The 17,172-nt window shown below is 67.5% G+C and carries 14 protein-coding genes and 1 pseudogene; 7 read left to right on the top strand and 8 right to left on the bottom strand.

All coding sequences use genetic code 11. The annotated features are described in order from the left end of the window. Positions 1-92: 92 nt before the first annotated feature. Together I0Q12_RS00430 and I0Q12_RS00425 are read right to left on the bottom strand one after the other, a co-directional pair. Entirely contained in the window at positions 93-1,607 is a 1,515-nt protein-coding gene (locus tag I0Q12_RS00430) for an NCS1 family nucleobase:cation symporter-1 (RefSeq protein WP_197250074.1), read from the bottom strand. A gap of 152 nt (positions 1,608-1,759) precedes the next feature. Next, positions 1,760-2,482, bottom strand: a complete 723-nt coding sequence (locus I0Q12_RS00425; protein ID WP_197250073.1) for a GntR family transcriptional regulator — start codon at positions 2,480-2,482, stop codon at positions 1,760-1,762. Between the two features lie 114 nt (positions 2,483-2,596). Between I0Q12_RS00425 and I0Q12_RS00420 the strand changes: the two genes are divergently transcribed. Continuing rightward, on the top strand, positions 2,597-3,463 hold the full coding sequence (locus I0Q12_RS00420; protein ID WP_197250072.1) for an oxidoreductase: 867 nt from the start codon (positions 2,597-2,599) through the stop codon (positions 3,461-3,463). Here I0Q12_RS00420 and I0Q12_RS00415 read toward each other — a convergent pair. The 3 genes from I0Q12_RS00415 to I0Q12_RS00405 all read right to left on the bottom strand — a co-directional run bounded on the left by I0Q12_RS00415 (position 3,367) and on the right by I0Q12_RS00405 (position 6,592). After that, the gene (locus I0Q12_RS00415; protein WP_374068482.1) at positions 3,367-5,643 is read right to left on the bottom strand and encodes a DEAD/DEAH box helicase; all 2,277 of its coding nucleotides are present in this window, start codon (positions 5,641-5,643) and stop codon (positions 3,367-3,369) included. The two genes, I0Q12_RS00420 and I0Q12_RS00415, sit on opposite strands and share 97 nt — an antisense overlap. A 71-nt stretch (positions 5,644-5,714) precedes the next feature. Next, positions 5,715-6,137: an organic hydroperoxide resistance protein gene (locus tag I0Q12_RS00410; RefSeq protein ID WP_197250070.1), complete on the bottom strand. Its 423-nt coding sequence runs from the start codon at positions 6,135-6,137 to the stop codon at positions 5,715-5,717. Next, positions 6,134-6,592 carry a MarR family transcriptional regulator gene (locus tag I0Q12_RS00405; protein ID WP_307845964.1) on the bottom strand — a complete coding sequence of 153 codons (459 nt, stop codon included), beginning with the start codon at positions 6,590-6,592 and terminating at the stop codon, positions 6,134-6,136. The genes I0Q12_RS00410 and I0Q12_RS00405 overlap by 4 nt, the downstream gene beginning before the upstream one ends. A 151-nt stretch (positions 6,593-6,743) precedes the next feature. Here I0Q12_RS00405 and I0Q12_RS00400 point away from each other — a divergent pair, with 151 nt between their 5' ends. Then, complete coding sequence (locus tag I0Q12_RS00400) at positions 6,744-9,158, top strand: ATP-dependent Clp protease ATP-binding subunit (protein ID WP_197250068.1); 2,415 nt, start codon at positions 6,744-6,746, stop codon at positions 9,156-9,158. Positions 9,159-9,225: 67 nt separating this feature from the next. Further along, a complete protein-coding gene (locus I0Q12_RS00395) occupies positions 9,226-10,179 on the top strand; it encodes an alpha/beta hydrolase (RefSeq protein WP_197250067.1) in 954 nt (317 codons plus the stop codon). A 114-nt stretch (positions 10,180-10,293) separates the two neighbouring features. Here the strand turns inward: I0Q12_RS00395 and I0Q12_RS00390 are convergent, their stop codons facing one another. From I0Q12_RS00390 to I0Q12_RS00380, 3 genes are all read right to left on the bottom strand, one after another. After that, positions 10,294-11,355: a hypothetical protein gene (locus I0Q12_RS00390; protein ID WP_374068481.1), complete on the bottom strand. Its 1,062-nt coding sequence runs from the start codon at positions 11,353-11,355 to the stop codon at positions 10,294-10,296. Between the two features lie 264 nt (positions 11,356-11,619). Further along, a complete protein-coding gene (locus tag I0Q12_RS00385) occupies positions 11,620-12,933 on the bottom strand; it encodes a M23 family metallopeptidase (protein WP_307845963.1) in 1,314 nt (437 codons plus the stop codon). A 177-nt stretch (positions 12,934-13,110) separates the two neighbouring features. Next, positions 13,111-14,295: a cytochrome P450 gene (locus tag I0Q12_RS00380; protein ID WP_197250065.1), complete on the bottom strand. Its 1,185-nt coding sequence runs from the start codon at positions 14,293-14,295 to the stop codon at positions 13,111-13,113. A 135-nt stretch (positions 14,296-14,430) separates the two neighbouring features. Here I0Q12_RS00380 and I0Q12_RS31610 point away from each other — a divergent pair. The 4 genes and pseudogenes from I0Q12_RS31610 to I0Q12_RS00365 all read left to right on the top strand — a co-directional run. Further along, positions 14,431-14,625, top strand: a pseudogene (locus tag I0Q12_RS31610) (TetR/AcrR family transcriptional regulator); the annotation flags it as partial. A 177-nt stretch (positions 14,626-14,802) separates the two neighbouring features. Then, positions 14,803-14,994 carry a hypothetical protein gene (locus tag I0Q12_RS31605; RefSeq protein WP_231609760.1) on the top strand — a complete coding sequence of 64 codons (192 nt, stop codon included), beginning with the start codon at positions 14,803-14,805 and terminating at the stop codon, positions 14,992-14,994. Positions 14,995-15,292: 298 nt separating this feature from the next. Then, positions 15,293-15,904: an acetate uptake transporter gene (locus tag I0Q12_RS00370; protein WP_197250063.1), complete on the top strand. Its 612-nt coding sequence runs from the start codon at positions 15,293-15,295 to the stop codon at positions 15,902-15,904. A 204-nt stretch (positions 15,905-16,108) separates the two neighbouring features. Beyond that, positions 16,109-17,172, top strand: a 1,064-nt coding sequence (locus tag I0Q12_RS00365) for a 3-deoxy-7-phosphoheptulonate synthase (protein ID WP_197250090.1), incomplete at its 3' end; no start/stop codon positions are given.

The following is a 17,172-nucleotide window of genomic DNA, read 5'->3' as shown; positions in this document are numbered from 1 at the left end:
ATCATCCGTCACACAGGAAGTCGCCTGACCATATGTTCATCAAGGTCATCGACCACGTGGTGTTCGGGTTGATGACCTTGATGAACATATGGTCAGGCGACTTCCTGTGTGACGGATGATGATTCGGGGATCTGCACCGCGAGCCGGGTGCGGGTCGCGAGCAGGTGGTAGGTGACGAACCCGAGTCCGCAGCCGATGAACCAGCTGTACTGCGCGGCCGTGTGCATGCCGGGGGCGTTGTTGAACAGCACCGGGATCATCGCGACGACGGCGCCGACGACGGTCGCGACCACCGCGGCCGGGTTGTAACCCTTGCGGTACCAGTAGGCGCCCTTCTCGGACATGGTGAACAGGTCGTCGACGATCACCTTCTGCTTGCGGACCAGGTAGTAGTCGGCGATGAGGATGCCGAACAGCGGGCCGATGAACGCGCCGAGCGTCTCGAGCGTGTAGTGGATGACGTCCGGGTTGTTGTACAGGTTCCACGGGGTGATCAGCACCGAGCCGACCGCGGCGATCATGCCGCCGGCACGCCAGCTGATCTTCTGCGGGCTCACGTTCGAGAAGTCGAACGCGGGCGAGATGAAGTTCGCGACGATGTTGATGCCCACGGTGGCGATCGCGAAGGTGAGCGCGCCCAGGACGATCGCGAACGTCGAGTCGATGCGCGCGACCGTCTCGACCGGGTCGGTGATCAGCTCGCCGTACACCGGGAGCGTCAGCGACGCGGTGACAACCACGAGGAGCGAGAACACCAGGAAGTTGACGGGCAGCCCGAGGAAGTTACCGCGCTTGACGGCGGCGAAGGACTTGCCGTACCGGGAGAAGTCACCGAAGTTGAGCATCGGGCCGGAGAAGTACGAGACCACCAGTGCGATGGCGCCGAGCATGACCGGAATCGAGGACCAGCCGGTGTGGGTGACGGAGCCCAGGTTCAGGTCGATCGCGCTCCAGCCGGCCTTCGAGATCAGGTAGCCGCACAGCAGGAACATCACCACGTACACGGCGGGACCGCAGAAGTCGATGAACCTGCGGATCGATTCCATGCCGCGCCAGAACACGCACGCCTGCAGGACCCACAGCGTCAGGAAGCTGACCCAGCCGAGCGCGGACAGGCCGGCGAAGCCGTAGTTCTCCACGACGGCGTACGGCGCCAACGACGGAAACAGCTTGACGAGCACCACGTCCAGTGCCGCCGAGGCGAGGAACGTCTGGATGCCGTACCAGGCCACCGCGATCAACCCTCGGATGATCGCCGGGATGTTCGCGCCGAGCACGCCGAACACGCTGCGGCAGATCACGGGATAGGGCACACCCGTCACCTGGCTGGGTTTGGCGACCAGATTGCAGAAGAAGTAGACGATCGTGATTCCGACCAGCAGTGAGACCAGCACCTGCCAGCTCGCCAGACCGAGCGCGAAAAGACTTCCGGCCGTGACGTATCCGCCGACACTGTGCACGTCGGACATCCAGAACGCGAAGATGTTGTACGAGCCCCACCGCTGATCCTTCAGCGGAGCCAGATCGTCGTTGGTCAACCGCGGATCGTAGGGTGGCGCGGACGACGCGGTGGCGGCGGTGACGGGGGGTGAGATCACTTCGGTCATGGGTGCTCCTGGCATCGACGGGATACTGCACCGATCGGGCTGTTCGCCGAGCGGATCGGTGTGGTCCCGTAGAAACGGTGTGTGCCCGGAACGCCAGCAACGGCGATGACGTCCGATGCCGGAAACGCTATCGACGTCGTGTTGCCGCCGTATTACTCGAAATGTATATCTTCCCGGGTCAGCAGACCCGTGTCGACCGGGAGAGTCTCGATCGTCGAATCGAGCCTGCGATTGTGCGTCTCGGCGGCAGCGAGCAGCCCCGGAACGTCGCGCGCGAGGAAGCAGTCGAGCATGCGGCCGTGATCGGCGTGAAGGACGGCGCGGTGGGCTGCCGTCACGTGGACCATCGGCTGAACGGGTTCGGTGATGTTCCAAGCAGATTCGAGCATGTGCAGCAGCCGGTGCATGCGCGACGGCGCGGTCAGCGCCATGTGGAACACCCGGCTCTCCCGATGGTAGGCGACCGGATCGTCCTCGGCGACGGCCTGTTCGAGCCGCTCGTGGCTGGCGCGTGCCAGCGCATGGTCGGCCTCGGTCGCGTGCACGACCGCGGCGGTCAGCGACGCCGTCTCGAGGGTTTCCCGCACCAGGTACATCTCGCGGAACTCGGCCGCGGTCAGCCGGGCGACGGTGTAGCCGCCGTTCTGCCGGTGGTCGACGAGTCCCTCACCGATCAGCGTCTTGAGTGCTTCGCGAATCGGTATCCGGCTCACCCCGAACAGCTCCGCGATCTCACCGACCGGAATCGCCGTGCCGGGCGGGGCCGCGCCGGACAGGATCACGCGGCGCAACTCGTCGAGGATCGCCTGCTGCGGGCGGCCGGGTCGGTCGACGTCGAACTGGGCGAGCAGGGCCGATCGGTGACGTGGCGGCACGCGAACTCCTTTCGGCACACGTATTCCTTTCGGCACGGCAACGACCGTGACGGTATCCCCGTGATGTTTCGGACACGTGTCGTGGGCGGTGCGGTCCGGCGTAGGGTGGCGGCCATGACCGCTTGGACCACAAGGGACATTCCGGATCAGCAGGGGCGCACCGTCGTCGTCACCGGCGCCAACAGCGGATTGGGGGAGCAGACCGCCCGTGCCCTCGCGAAGGCCGGCGCGGACGTCGTCCTCGCGTGCCGCGACGTGGCAAAGGGGGAGGACGTCGCCGCGTCGATCGGTCCCCGCGCGCAGGTGAAGCGCCTCGATCTCGCGGATCTGGCCTCGGTCCGCGAATTCGCCGCCGGTATCGAGAAGGTCGACGTCCTCGTCAACAATGCGGGGGTCATGGCGGTGCCGTTGCGCCGGACCGCCGACGGTTTCGAGATGCAGATCGGCACCAACCACCTCGGGCACTTCGCGCTGACCAACCTGCTGCTCGACCGCATCACCGATCGGGTCGTCACCGTCTCGAGTGCGATGCACAGGATCGGGCGCATCGGTCTCGACGACCTGAACTGGGAGCGCCGCCGCTACGATCGCTGGCTCGCCTACGGACAGTCGAAGCTGGCGAACCTGCTGTTCGCATACGAGTTGCAGCGCCGGCTGACCGCGCAGGGCTCGACGGTGCTGTCGCTGGCCGCGCATCCCGGATATGCCCGGACGAATCTGCAATCGCGCACCGAGTCGATCCAGGATTGGATGATGAATATCAGCGATCCGATCATCGGGCAGTCCGCGGAGAAGGGTGCGCTGCCGTTGCTGTACGCGGCGACCTCACCGGACGTCGTTCCCGGCGGATTCTACGGACCCGACAAGTTTTTCGAGATGCGCGGTCACCCGCATCGGGTGCGGTCGAACGCCCGCTCGCACGACGAGACCGTCGCGCGGCAATTGTGGGAGCTGTCCGAAAGGTTGTGCTCGCTCACCTGAAATCCGAGGTCGAGGTCCCGGGCGCGCACGCCCCCGGCACCGGCAGCGCATCGCGTTCGCACAACCCCGTCTGGCCCACCAGATCCAGCGTGCGCAGGTAGCGGCGCAGCAGGTCGCCGGCCGAGATGTCGCTGTCGACGGCGCGCAAGGCCGCGGCCAGCCCGTCGCCGCGCGCGACCCGCCCGTGCCGGGACACGGCTGCGCGATTCGCCGAGCACGCTCGACGCGACCGCCGCCAGCTCGGCCGCGTCGAGACCCGCCCACACGCCGTTGCGGAGGCATTCGGCGACGAGAAGATCGTTCGCGCAATAGATCCGGGCCAGCCGTCGCCCGTCGTCGGTGACATACGCGTGGCCGCCGTGCGGATCGAGTAGGACGTGGCCGCGTTCGTCGAGCAGGGCCAGCACCCCGTCGAACGTGTCGGTGAGGCGGTCGGTGACGGTCGCGATGCGGGTGCGCATCGTGTCGGTGTCGTCGTCCAGAGTGTGCCGCCGGTCCGCGAGTGCGAGCAGGCGGTCGCGGTCGCCGCGGCGGTGCACCGGATGTGAGCGCACCGCCCGCGCCAGCGCCGTCACCGTCTCCGACGGGGCCGTGCCGCGCGCGGAGACGAGACGGTCGCGCAACGCGAGGTACTCCGGAAAGCCTTCCGCAGCAGCGAGTTCCGAGTCCATGTCGCGCAGCCGCGCGGTGTTGGTGCGGGCCGCGGCGGTGAGGGCAGCGACGGACTTCTCGGCCTGGTACTGGGCGAAGGAACGACGCAGGAGGTCGCGGGCGGCGGGCGCGCCGAGCCGGTCCACCAGGTTCACGGCCGTGTTGTAGCCGACGCGCAGCGAACTGGTCAGCGGATAGGTGCGGGTGGACGCGAGACCGGCGACGGTCGCCGGTTGCACCTCGGGGGTCCACAGCACCACCGCGTGCCCCTCCGTGTCGATGCCGCGGCGACCGGCGCGGCCGGTGAGCTGGGTGTACTCGCCGGGGGTGAGCCGCTCGGGGCCGTCCGCGGTGGGTTTGACGAGGCGTTCGAGAACGACGGTGCGTGCCGGCATGTTCACGCCGACCGCGAGGGTCTCGGTGGCGAAGACGACGCGGACCAGCCCGAGGCCGAACAATTCCTCCACGGCGTGCCGGAACACCGGCACCATCCCCGCGTGGTGGGCCGCGAAGCCGCGTTCGAGCCCGTCCAGCCACTCGGCGAAACCGAGTGCATCGAGGTCCGCGGGTGACACTGTCGCCGTGTGCATTTCGACGACGGAACGGATCCGGTCGACATCCCCGGAATCGGTCAGCCGCAGCGACGAGCGCAGGCATTCGTCGACGGCGGCGTCGCAGCCGGCCCGGCTGAACCGGAACCAGATCGCGGGCAGCAGATCCTCGGCCTCGAGCCGCGCCACCAGTTCGGGACGGTCGGCGCCCGCCGGGCCGGGAGTCGCGGTGCGTCGGCGGCGACGTGCGCGGCCGGGAACCGCGGGCGCCGCCTCGACGAGCTGGCGGTGCGCGATGTACCGGACGAGCTGCTCGTCGACGGTGCCGGTGACGGGGGAGAACAGGTCGAACAGCCGGCCACCGGCCAGGACGTGCTGCCACAGCGGCACCGGCCGGTGCTCCTCGACGACGACAGTCGTCGGCCCGCGCACCCGGCCGATCCATTCGCCGAATTCCTCGGCGTTGCTCACCGTCGCCGACAGGCTCACCAGGCGTACGGCAGGGGGGAGGGTGAGGATCGTTTCCTCCCACACGGCGCCGCGGTCGCGGTCGGCGAGATAGTGCACCTCGTCCATCACGACGTGGGTCAGCCCGGCGAGCAGCGGGGAACCGCCGTGCAGCATGCTGCGCAGCACCTCGGTCGTCATCACGACCACCGGGGCGTGCGGGCGCAGCGAGAGGTCGCCGGTGAGCAGCCCGACGTGGTCGTCCCCGAACCGGGCGGCGAGATCGCTGTACTTCTGGTTGCTCAGCGCCTTGATCGGGGTGGTGTAGAAGCACTTGCCCTCACCGGCGAGCGCGAGGGTCGCGGCGAACTCGCCGACCACGGTCTTGCCCGACCCGGTGGGTGCGCACACCAGCACGTCCCGACCCTCGTCGAGCGCGCGGCATGCGCGGAGCTGGAAGTCGTCGAGGGCGAAACCGAGGGTCGCCGTGAATCTCGCGAGCCGGGATTCGTCCTGCTTGCACACACTCACCACAGTAGGGCCTTCGGCCCGGTGTGCCTTTGTGGCGGTCAGGGCCGCCACAAAGGCACACCGCGGGGAGGTCAGTCCTCCGCGACCTCGAGAGCGACCTCGATGTTGCCGCGGGTCGCGTTGGAGTACGGGCACACCTGGTGCGCCTTCTCGGTCAGCGCGAGTGCCTGCTCGCGCGGCACGTTCGGGAGGGTGACCTCGAGCGTGACGGTCAGCTCGAAGCCGCCGTCGTCGTTCGGGCCGATGGCCACGCGCGCTCCCACGGCCGAGTCGGTGATGTCTGCCTTCTCCTGCCGCGCGATGAGCTGCAGCGCCGAGTGGAAGCACGCGGCGTAACCGGCGGCGAAGAGCTGCTCGGGATTGGTGCCGTCGCCGGAGCCGCCCATTTCGGTCGGCATGGCGAGCTGCAGGTCGAGGCGGCCGTCGGCGGTGCGGACGTTGCCGTTGCGGCCGGCGCCGGTGGAGAGGGCTTCGGCGGTGTAGAGGACGTTCATGTCGTGCTCCCTGTCGTTGTCGATGTTGCGGTGTGGAGCGCCGCGGTCATTCGGTGGAGCGTGTCGCGCAGGGCGACCAGTTCGGCGATGTCGAGCCCCGATGCCCGGGCGATGCATTCCGGGATGTCCTGCGCGGCCGAGCGCATCTCGGTGCCGGCGTCGGTCAGGTGCACGACGACGCGGCGTTCGTCGGTGCTCTGCCGGCGTCGTTCGATCAGCCCGGCGGCTTCGAGCCGCTTGAGGAGCGGCGAGAGTGTCCCCGTATCGAGATCGAGCGCATCGCACAGGTCCTGGACCCCGCGACCGTCGCGTTCCCACAGCGCCAGCATCACCAGGTACTGCGGATAGGTGATGCCGAGCCGGTCGAGGTGCGGCCGGTAGACGGCGGTGGTGGCCCGCGAGGCGGTGTAGAGGGCGAAGCAGACCTGCTGGTCGAGAGCGAATGCGTCGGACACGACCATGAATGTAGTGCACGGTTATGTTGTGCACAATATAAATGGGCGCAACCATCCGGGTGATGCAGCTCACGCATCTCCGGGAATTGATCGGGGATCCGGCACGTTAGTTGAGTTCGTAAGACTCAAGTCTCGGAAGAAAGGCTTCGGAATGCCGTCATTCTTCGGGCCTGGTGGCCCTGGCCGCATCGACATCTCCCGCTTCCTCGGCCGCGGCACGCAGGACCTCATGGCAGCTGCGGCACGCTTCGCCACCGAACGCGGCGACGCGGACCTCGATGCGCTGCACATTCTCCGCGTCATGGCGGAGCAGGACCCGGCCCGGACGCTCATGACCCGCGCCGGAGCCGATCCCACCGCGGTCGTCGCCGCCGTCGACGAACGCCTCCCGGCGCCGGGCGCCGGAGACGGTGCGACCGCGCCGGTGCTCAGCGGCACCGTCCGGACCGCGCTGCTCGAGGCGCACCAACTCGCACGCGCGCTCGGCTCGACCTACATCGATCCCGAGCACGTGTTCTTCGCGCTCGCCGCCGACCGCACCCGCGGCCCGGGCCGGCTGCTCGCGTCGCTGGGGGTGACCCCGCAGTCGCTGCAGGCCGCCCTGCAACCGGCCACCGCGCCGCCGCAGGCCGAGTCCACCACCCCGACCCTCGACAAGTTCGGCGTCGACCTGACCGCCCGTGCGCGGGACGGGCAGATCGACCCGGTCATCGGCCGGGCCGACGAGATCGAGCAGACCGTCGAGATCCTGTCCCGGCGCACCAAGAACAACCCGGTGCTCGTCGGTGAGGCCGGTGTCGGCAAGACCGCGATCGTCGAAGGACTCGCCCAGCGCATCGTCGACGGGGACGTGCCGGACAGCCTGCGCGACAAGCGCATCGTCCAGCTCGACCTGACCGCGATGGTCGCCGGGACCCGCTACCGCGGCGACTTCGAGGAACGCCTGACGAACGTGCTCGACGAGATCACCGCGCAGTCCGGTGAGCTGATCGTGTTCATCGACGAGATCCACACCGTCGTCGGTGCGGGCGGCGGCGGCAGCGAAGGCGCCATGGACGCGGGCAACATCCTCAAGCCGAAGCTCGCGCGCGGCGAGCTGCACGTCGTCGGCGCCACGACCCTCGACGAGTACCGCAAGCACATCGAGAAGGACCCTGCTCTCGAACGGCGGTTCCAGCCCGTCACCGTCGGTGAACCCACCCACGCGGATGCCGTCGCGATCCTGCGCGGCCTGCGTGACCGGTACGCCGAGTTCCACGGCGTCGTCTACACCGACGACGCGCTCGACGCCGCGGTGGACCTGTCCGTCCGGTACCTGCCGGACCGGCACCTGCCGGACAAGGCGATCGACCTGATCGACCAGGCCGGTGCCCGGCTGCGGCTGCGCACGCCGCGCGTCGACACCGTCGAGCTGCGGGACCGCCTCGCGGCGCTCGAGGCCGAGAAGGACGAGGCCGTCAAGGCGGAGCAGTACGAGCAGGCGTCGCGTCTGCGCGACGAGATCGCTTCCGTGCAGGCACGTCTCGGTCAGGCGGACCCGACGGCCGAGGCGCCCGAGGTGAACTCCGAGGTGATCGCCGAGATCGTCTCGCGGGCAACCGGAATCCCGGCGACCCGCATGACGCAGGCCGAGAAGGACCGGTTGCGTAATCTCGAGGACGAACTGCACAAGCGCGTCGTCGGGCAGGACGAAGCGGCGCGCGCGGTCGCGCGGGCCGTGCGACGCAGCCGCGCCGGCATGTCGGATCCGCACCGGCCCGTCGGCAGCTTCCTGTTCCTCGGGCCGACCGGCGTCGGCAAGACCGAACTGGCCAAGGCACTGGCCGAGGTGCTGTTCGGCGAGGAGAACAAGATGCTGCGCATCGACATGAGCGAGTTCGGCGAACGGCACACCGTCAGCCGCCTCGTCGGTGCCCCGCCCGGGTACGTCGGCTACGGCGAGGCCGGTCAGCTCACCGAGCAGGTGCGGCGCAACCCGTACTCGGTGGTCCTGCTCGACGAGATCGAGAAGGCACACCCGGACGTGTTCAACACGCTGCTGCAGGTGCTCGACGACGGCCGGCTCACCGACGGCCAGGGTCGCACGGTCGACTTCACCAACACCGTGGTGATCATGACCAGCAACCTGGGCTCGGACATCATCTCCAGCCGCGGCGGGGCGCTCGGCTTCACCACCGGTGACGCCGAAGCCGCCGAGAAGCCGCTGCGGGACCGGGTGATGGGTCGGCTGCGCGAATCGATGCGACCGGAATTCCTCAACCGCATCGACGAGATCGTGCTGTTCCGCAAGCTCGACACCGACCAGCTGCACCGCATCACGGATCTGCTGCTCGACGAGTCGCGGGCACGATTGCAGGCCAAGGGAATCGAGCTCGAGATCGCGGCCGACGCGGTCGACTGGATCGCCGAGCGCGGCCACCAGCCCGAGTTCGGGGCCCGGCCGTTGCGCCGCGCCATCCAGCGCGAGGTCGACGACCGCATCGCCGACCTGCTGCTCGACGACGAACTCGTCGAAGGCAGCGCTGTGACGGTCGCGGTGGAGGACGGCGAACTCGTCGTCCGGTAAGCACGTGGACAGGTGCCCCTCGCCCGAATCGGGCGAGGGGCACTTTCGCACGTTCTATATTCGCGGGATGGAGCAGATCCCCGTCTTGCCGCTGCCCGCCCGCACCCGGCTGTTCGGTGCCGTCCTGCGGGTCCTGGCCCGCGAGCCGTCCGACGGTCCGGAGATGGTCGCGTTGCGGGCACGCCGGGCCCGGCTGATCGCCTCCGCACCGGGACGGCTCGTCGTCGGGACGGACGCGGCGGGGGTGGTCGTGGCGGATCGGCACATCGACGACGGAATCCGGTTGCGCATCCACACCCCGGCCGGCACCGGACCGCGCCCGATCGTGGTGAACTACCACGGCGGCGGCTGGTGCATCGGATCGCCGGAGCAGTCCCGCTGGATGGCGGGCCGGGTCGCCGCGCAGGCCGGGGCGATCGTCGTGTGCCCGACCTACCGCCTCGCCCCCGAACACCCGTATCCGGCGGCGGTCGACGACGCGTGGACGGCATTGCAGTGGGTGCGGGCGAACGCGGCCGAACTGGGCGGGGATCCGGCCCGGATCGCGGTCATGGGCGACAGCGCGGGCGGGAACCTGGCCGCGGTCGCGGCCCTGCACGCCCGCGACACCGACGGCCCCGCGCTGCGTGCCCAGGTGCTCGTGTATCCGGCGGTGGAGATGTACGAGCGGTGGCCGTCCGAGGATGCCCACGCGGACGCGCCGCTGCTCACGTCGAAGCAGATGCGGACGTTCGGGCGGCTCTACCTCGGCGACGGCTACGGCACCGAGGACTGGCGGGCGTCCCCGATCCGCGCCGCCTCGCACGAATCACTGCCGCCGACGCTGATCCTCACCGCCGGGCACGATCCGTTGCGCGACCACGGATTCCGCTACGCGGACGCACTACGGGCGGCGGGGGTGGAGACCGAGCACCACCACTATCCCGACACGATCCACGGTTTCGTCGCCTTGCCCGGCGTCGCGCCCGCGGCGCACACCGCGGCCCGCGACGTCGTGGAGTTCCTGCGCCGAACCCTGTGACCCGTGCGTGTTTTCGGTAGCGGTGACTACCGAAAACGCGCACGGGGTGGGGCGCGCCGAGGGGGTCAGCGTGATTCCCCTCCGCGGTGGGTCAGGCAACCGGTTGTTCCCGTGTCACATCGGTGTGGACTCCGCAGAGTGGTCCAGCCAGATTCCTGCAGGTGCGCAGACCAGACCGATGTCCTTGAGGGTCGAGATCCCTGCCGGGGCGGCCACCACGTCGAAGGCCGCGTTGACTGCGGGCATCGCCGTCATCGTGTCCCATTCGTGGTTGCCCCACGTGTCGGGAGGGACGAACCGGATGCGGGTCTGCACTTCGGGCTCACCCTTGATGATGACGTGATAGTGGTTGTCGTCGAACTGCCAGTCCGTGTTGAGCTCTTTGGTGAGATACCACGCGACGTTGGATTGGACGACCGTCCTGCCTCCGATCGTGCCGTTCCAGCCGGCGCGTATCGCTGCGATGGTGTCCTTGTCGATGCGCAGCCAACCGAGATCGACATCTGTCGACGCCGTGGCGTGTTCGATGAAGAACTCCATGTCGTCCAGTCGGTAGCCCAGAGCGGTGGCCATGCGACGGACCGAGTCGCGGAAGGTGCTCAGCCACAGCTTCGACATTTCCACGGCCTCGGGCGTCGCTTCGGGCAGCGAGAAGCCGAGTGCCTGCCAGGTCTCGGCCGATTCGTAGACCGATACGTCGGCCGACTCGAAGATCGACACCCTTTCCACGTCTCGGCACACCGCGGTCATCGCCGTCACCATCGTGTTGATCCAGCCGGGGTTGACACCGGAGATGTAGAGCGAGCTGTTTCCGCGCTCGCAGGCGGCGGCCAGCTGTTTCTCCGTTTCTCCTTGGATCCCACCGACATTGAGAAACAGATTGGTGCTGATCACGTTGAGGCCGCTCTCCAGCAATCGCACGGCGTGATCGAGGTCGGCCATGAACGGCGTGTAGATCACCACGTCGGGATCCAGGGCGATCAGCGCGTCCACATCGGTCGTGGCGACGACTCCGGTGTCGGGGCGACCGCACAGGGAGCCGGCGTCCACCCCGTTCTTCTCGGGCGAGTAGGCGTAGACCCCGACCAATTCCAGCCGGGGGTCGTCGAGGATTCCGCGCAAACTGAGCTTGCCGACCTTTCCCGTGGTCCATTGGACAACTCGCAGTTTCGTCACTGGTTCCTCCATGCCGGCGCCGCCCCGGCTGGGCGGGTGGGGTGTTCAACGGTCGTGCCGGCCGTCGGTGAGCACCTCCGGCCGCACTGTGAGAACGCAATTCTCCTCACGGGGTGGCCGGACTGTAGCAGGAGAACGGTCATATTCTCAGGGAATCGGGCTCACCCGATGGAACAGGAGACCGGCGACATCACCGTCCATGTGCGGGACGCCTTTCGCACAGACGGATCCGACGATCGAGGGTGCCCTGAAGGCAGGGCGATATCACCCGGCTTCGGGGAAGTCCACGATCGCCAGGTTCAGCGGCAACTCGTCGGTCCGCGACTCCGGTTCCGGCAGCTTGCCCTGCAGGAACGTGCCGCTCAGGTAGTCGTCCGCATCGGCGATCTGCTGTGGCGCGACCTGCCCGTCGTAGTCGAAGCCCTTGATCTCGTACGGCAGCGAATCCGCCTCGAGCAGGCTCGGACCGTCCATCAACTGGAAATGCAGGTGGGATGCGTTCGCGTTGCCGGTGTTGCCGAGCTTGCCGAGCACCTGGCCCTCGGTGACCTTGTCGCCGGGCTTCACCGTGACCGACCCGGAGATCATGTGGGCGTACATGGCGTACACGCCGTTGCCCAGGTCGAGCACGACGTGGTTGCCGTCGACGTTCTCGACGGTCAATTTCGCCGCCAGTTCCGGATTGCTCGCGGGCAGGACACCCGGGGCATTCGCCTCCATCCCGTCGAGGATCGAGACCACGGTGCCGTCGGCGACGGCGAGGATGTCGGTTCCGTAGTCGACGTAGCTCTCGTTGCTGGTCTTGTCGCCGGTGTAGAACTCGCCCTGGTCGTTGGTGCGCTTCCAGTCGATCGCGAAGCGCTGGCTGTTGTTCAGCTTGCCGTTGACCGACATCAGCGAACTGCGGTGCGGGAAACCCGGTTCGCAGCATCCGTTGAGCGCGATCCAGTTGTCGCCACGGACCGGGGGAGCGATGACCGGCACGGTCTGTGTGGAGACGGCGATCGGCGTCGTCAGGTAGTCGATCGGTCCCGGGGTCCCGAATGCCGGTGAGGCAGCGCCGGTTCCGTAGAGGTGGTGCAGCAGGGCCTTCGGTGCCTGGTCGAGGGAGTCCAGGGTGAAGTCGACGAACAGGACCCGGCTTTCCTGCGGCGGGATCGCGTTGCTGTCCACGTAGCCTGCGGGCAGGTCGCGCAGTCGATTGCAGTCGCCGAAGACACAGGCCGGATCGACCAGCGCGGAACCGGAGAAACTGGCGATCACCTTCGTCGGATCCTCGCCGTCGACCACGTCGATCCTGTCCAGGCTCGCCGGCACCTTGGTGGCGTTGGTGAGCTGCAGGTCGTAGACCACGTGGTACTTGCCGTCCGTTCCGCGGAACGGCAGCGGCGGATTCCCGATCGTGTCGAGGGTGAGCGCGGTGAAGGCATCCGGCACGGTCACGCCGGCGACGGAACCGGCCGGAGGCGGCGCGGTGGTCGTCGAACCGGCGTCCGAATCCGACGAACATCCGGCCCCGACGAGTGCGACGGAGGCTGTGAGCGAGACGAGAAGCATGGGGACGCGGCGGATGGTCACGCTGGAACTCCGTTTCTTCGGTTTCGCAAGAAAGTACCAGGACATAACTGGCTTTTCGGACCTTCAGCCGTGGTGCCGCTGTAGCGGTCGAGAACCCGTCCCCGTAGACGCAGTCTTGTTCGCGTGATCAACCGGACGTCCACGCGTTCTCGGCGGGTTCGCTTTCAGGAAGAAGTTTCATTGCGTCACCTCGAGCGTCAGGGTTCGAAGGCGTCGGACCAGCAGGCTGTGTTCCCATTCGGGTTCCCGGTCACCGGTTTCGAAGGCAGTGGTGGCGCCGAGGAGGTGTTCGAGCGCCATGTTGCCCTCGAGCCGAGCCAAGGCGGCTCCGACGCAATGGTGAATCCCCTTCCCGAAGGCCATGTGAGGGCGGTGAGTTGTCGAGCCGAGGTCGATGGCATTCGGGACGTCGAGGGTCGCATCGTCGCGATTCGCCGCCGCCCACGACAGATAGAGGTGTGAACCTGCGGGCAGCGCGACCCCACCCAGGGTGGTGTCGGCAACGACGTACCGGTAGTGGCCACGGAAGGGTGACTCGAGTCGCAGTGCTTCTTCGACGAACCTCGGAAGGAGAGCGATATCGGCGCGCACCTCACGTTGGATGTCGGGGTGGGTTCCGAGAAGCCAGGCAGCATTACCGATCAGGCTCACGGTGGATTCGATGCCCGCGGTGACGAGTTGGATGAGGATCATCACCGCTGTGTCGTAGTCGAGGTCGCCGGCGCCGACCGTGCGGGCGAGGTCTCCCATCACGTTGTGGCCGGGCTCGTCCATGGCTGCGCCGAATGCCTCCGAGAGATACACGCCGAGTTCGCCGACGGCCTGTGTCGCTGCTTCGAGCTGGTCGGCGGTGACCACGCCGTCGAGAAGAACGGTACTGGCAAGGGACCACCGCACGAGGTCGTCGGTGTCGTAGGCGGGAAAGCCCAGCAGTGCGGCGACCACACTGATCGGTAGACGCTGTGCGACCGCGCGAACCCAATCGATACGTCCTTGCTGGAGGCCCGCGGTCCACAGCGCGCTCAGCGTCTCGGAGATGAACGGCTCCAGGCGGCTGATCCGCCGGGCGGTCAGAGACGGCATCACCAGCGCCCGGTGAACGCGGTGCGTAGGTTCGTCGGCGGTGGCCAGCACGTGCAGCGGCGACCCGAGTTCGGCGATCGGAAACGCGGTGACGGTGCCATCGGGGTGCCACACCATCGTCGCGGTGAGGTTCGACGAGAACTCATCGTGTCGACTCACGGCTTCGGCGATCAGGTCCCAGGATGTGACCAGAAAGAACGGTGAGTCACCGAGTCGGTGGACCGGGTCTCGACGTCGGAGTTGCGCGAGGTAGCCGTACGGATCGTCGAGATCATGCATACGTCGAGGCTGCGTACCGGAGACGTCTGCTGACAACCCCTCGGCACCAAGTCGATACGTCTGGATTCACCCTTCGCGGTACGTGTCTCAACGCGGGCCTGTGACCTGCGCCGATCCGCCGAGAACGATCTGCTGATGTCTCATACTGAGACTGTGGGTTATGACTGGTTGATCGACGGGAAGCGCTCCGACGTCGCCCGAGACCGCCTGATCGCTTGCGCTGCAGAACTGATCGCCAGGCGTGGAGTGACCGAGTTCGACATCAACGACCTCGTTCGGCACGCACACTGTTCGCGAGCGACCGTCTACCGGCACGTCGGCGGTCGCACGGCCGTCATCGAGTCCGTCCTGATGACCGCATCGGCTCACATCGTCACCGCCGTCCGCACCGCGACCGCAGGCCTCGACGGTCGCGACCGAGCAAGCGTTGCGATCTCGGTGGCACTACGAGAACTCCGACAGGACCGAGTGATTCGGCAGTTCCTACGCTCGGGTCACCTGATCACGATGGCACCCACCGCCATCACCTCGGATACGGTCGCCGCGCTTGCAGCCGAACTCATCGGGATCGATCCATCCGACACCACCTCGACCGAATTCGCCGTCAGATCGTTCATGACGCTGCTCCTCTGGCCGGCTGATCCGGTCGAGGAGAATCGCCTCATCGACTCGATAGTGGCCGGGATCGACCGTCACTGAAATTGCCACCGGCGACCGCCACACCCGGATCTGTTTACGGCATCTGCGGATATCGTCCAACTCTGTTGCGCTACAACCGGTCACTCGCTTCGATTGCCCGCCGGCAGCGGATGCTCCGGCATTTCGGATATATGCAGCCGACTCGATCGGTTGCACCCGGGGAGGTTGCCGACAGGAAGTGGCATCCGATTGCCCCGCGCACACCGATGGCCGAGGCGCACACTTGTAGATATTCGAATCATCCGATGTGAGGCCCCGGGAGCCTGTGCCGGGTCCTTTCTCCGAAAGGAGCCGGCGGATGCCGTACACCGAAGACGACCCCAACGAAATCGCCGTCCCCATTCACAGAGGCGCTCACATCGCCGACCCCGGGCCTTTGGGTCTGGCAGCATTTGCACTCACCACGTTCATCCTGTCCTGCGCCAACGCCGGATTCATCTCGTCGGATGCGGAAGCTGCCGTCTTCGGGGTGGCGTTGTTCTACGGCGGTCTCACCCAGCTCGCCGCCGGAATGTGGGAGTTCCTGAAGGGCAACGTCTTCGGGGCGACGGCCTTCAGCTCGTACGGCGCCTTCTGGTTGAGCTTCTGGTACCTGGTCACCTACGTCACCGAGGACATGGGCGACGAGAGGCACGTGGGGGTGGGAATCTTCCTGCTGGGCTGGACCATCTTCACCCTCTACATGTGGTTTGCCAGCACCCGGATCAGCATTGGCCTCTTCGTCACCTTCTCGGTGCTCCTCGTCGCTTTCGTATTCCTGACACTCGGAGCGCTACTGGAGGTGACCGGCCTGACGAGGGTCGGTGGCTACTTCGGACTCGCCGCTGCCGTCGGCGCGTGGTACTGCTCCGCTGCCGGGGTACTCAGCACGACATTCGGGCGCGTAGTCCTGCCCACGGGCCCACGTTGACAGGGGTCCGATCCGACAGGTGCGGACGCGTCTGTTACCCTCGTCGTCATGCAGCGCGCATATTTTTGGTTTAGCAGGCCGGCCCGGGGTGGGTCGGTCGGCGTAACCGAGCGCTGACTTCACCACCTACGAGCCGGACAACGGACCGGCTCGCTGGAATCTCATCTTCTCGTGGGTCGGCCTGAGAACAGGAAACCGAACCCCATGAGCACCCAGATCGACCGCATCTCGACCTCGAATCTCGACGAGCAGCGCACCGTGCGGATCAGCCCCCTCGTGGCGCCGTCCGTCGTGCGCACCGAGCACGCCCCCGACGAGGTCGCCGCCGCGACCGTGCGGTCGGGTCGCGCCGACACCGTCGGCATCCTCGACGGCACCGACGACCGCCTGCTCGTCGTCGTCGGACCGTGCTCCGTGCACGATCCGGCCGCCGCGATGGACTACGCCCGCCGTCTCGCCGCGAAGGCCGACGAACTGCGCGACGACCTGCACATCGTCATGCGCGTCTACTTCGAGAAGCCGCGCACCACGCTGGGCTGGAAGGGCCTGCTCAACGACCCGCACCTCGACGGCACGTACGACATCAACACCGGTCTGCGGATCGGCCGCAAGCTGCTGCTGGATGTGTCGAGCCTGGGTCTGCCCGTCGGCTGCGAGTTCCTCGACCCGATCCTCCCGCAGTACTACGCGGACCTGGTCACCTACGGCGCGATCGGTGCCCGCACCGCCGCCAGCCAGGTGCACCGCCAGCTGTGCTCGGCGCTGTCCATGCCCGTCGGCATCAAGAACTCCACCGAGGGCGACGTCCAGGTCGCGGTCGACGGCACGCGCGCCGCTGCCGCCAGCCACGTGTTCCCCGGCACCGACCTGGACGGCCAGGCCGCGCTGATCCAGACCGTCGGCAACCCCGACTGCCACGTCATCCTGCGCGGCGGCAGCAGCGGACCGAACTACGACGCCGAGACGGTCGCCGACACCCTCGCCCGGCTGCGTAAGGCGGGTCTGCCGGAGCGGGTCGTCGTCGACGCCAGCCACGGCAACAGCAGCAAGAATCACGAGAAGCAGGTCGACGTCGTCACCGACATCGCCGAGCGGATCGTCGCGGGGGAGAAGGGCATCGTCGGACTCATGCTCGAGAGCTTCATCGAGGCGGGTCGTCAGGACCTGACCCTCGGCAAGGCCGACGAGCTCGAGTACGGCAAGTCCATCACCGACGCGTGCATCGACTGGGCGACCACCGCCGACCAGCTCGACCGTCTCGCCGCCGC

Origin of the sequence: Rhodococcus sp. CX, assembly GCF_015865005.1 — a bacterium.
Taxonomy (GTDB): domain Bacteria; phylum Actinomycetota; class Actinomycetes; order Mycobacteriales; family Mycobacteriaceae; genus Rhodococcus.
The sequence above is the reverse complement of the archived record's forward strand: the minus strand, read 5'-3'. Positions and strand labels throughout refer to the sequence as shown.

What these genes read in the sequence shown, in the direction of transcription:
- I0Q12_RS00430 (WP_197250074.1), bottom strand. Translation starts at nt 1,607, where the DNA reads ATGACCGAAGTGATCTCACCCCCCGTCACCGCCGCCACCGCGTCGTCC.
- I0Q12_RS00420 (WP_197250072.1), top strand. Translation starts at nt 2,597, where the DNA reads ATGACCGCTTGGACCACAAGGGACATTCCGGATCAGCAGGGGCGCACC.
- I0Q12_RS00410 (WP_197250070.1), bottom strand. Translation starts at nt 6,137, where the DNA reads ATGAACGTCCTCTACACCGCCGAAGCCCTCTCCACCGGCGCCGGCCGC.
- I0Q12_RS00400 (WP_197250068.1), top strand. Translation starts at nt 6,744, where the DNA reads ATGCCGTCATTCTTCGGGCCTGGTGGCCCTGGCCGCATCGACATCTCC.
- I0Q12_RS00395 (WP_197250067.1), top strand. Translation starts at nt 9,226, where the DNA reads ATGGAGCAGATCCCCGTCTTGCCGCTGCCCGCCCGCACCCGGCTGTTC.
- I0Q12_RS00380 (WP_197250065.1), bottom strand. Translation starts at nt 14,295, where the DNA reads ATGCATGATCTCGACGATCCGTACGGCTACCTCGCGCAACTCCGACGT.
- I0Q12_RS31605 (WP_231609760.1), top strand. Translation starts at nt 14,803, where the DNA reads ATGGCACCCACCGCCATCACCTCGGATACGGTCGCCGCGCTTGCAGCC.
- I0Q12_RS00370 (WP_197250063.1), top strand. Translation starts at nt 15,293, where the DNA reads ATGCCGTACACCGAAGACGACCCCAACGAAATCGCCGTCCCCATTCAC.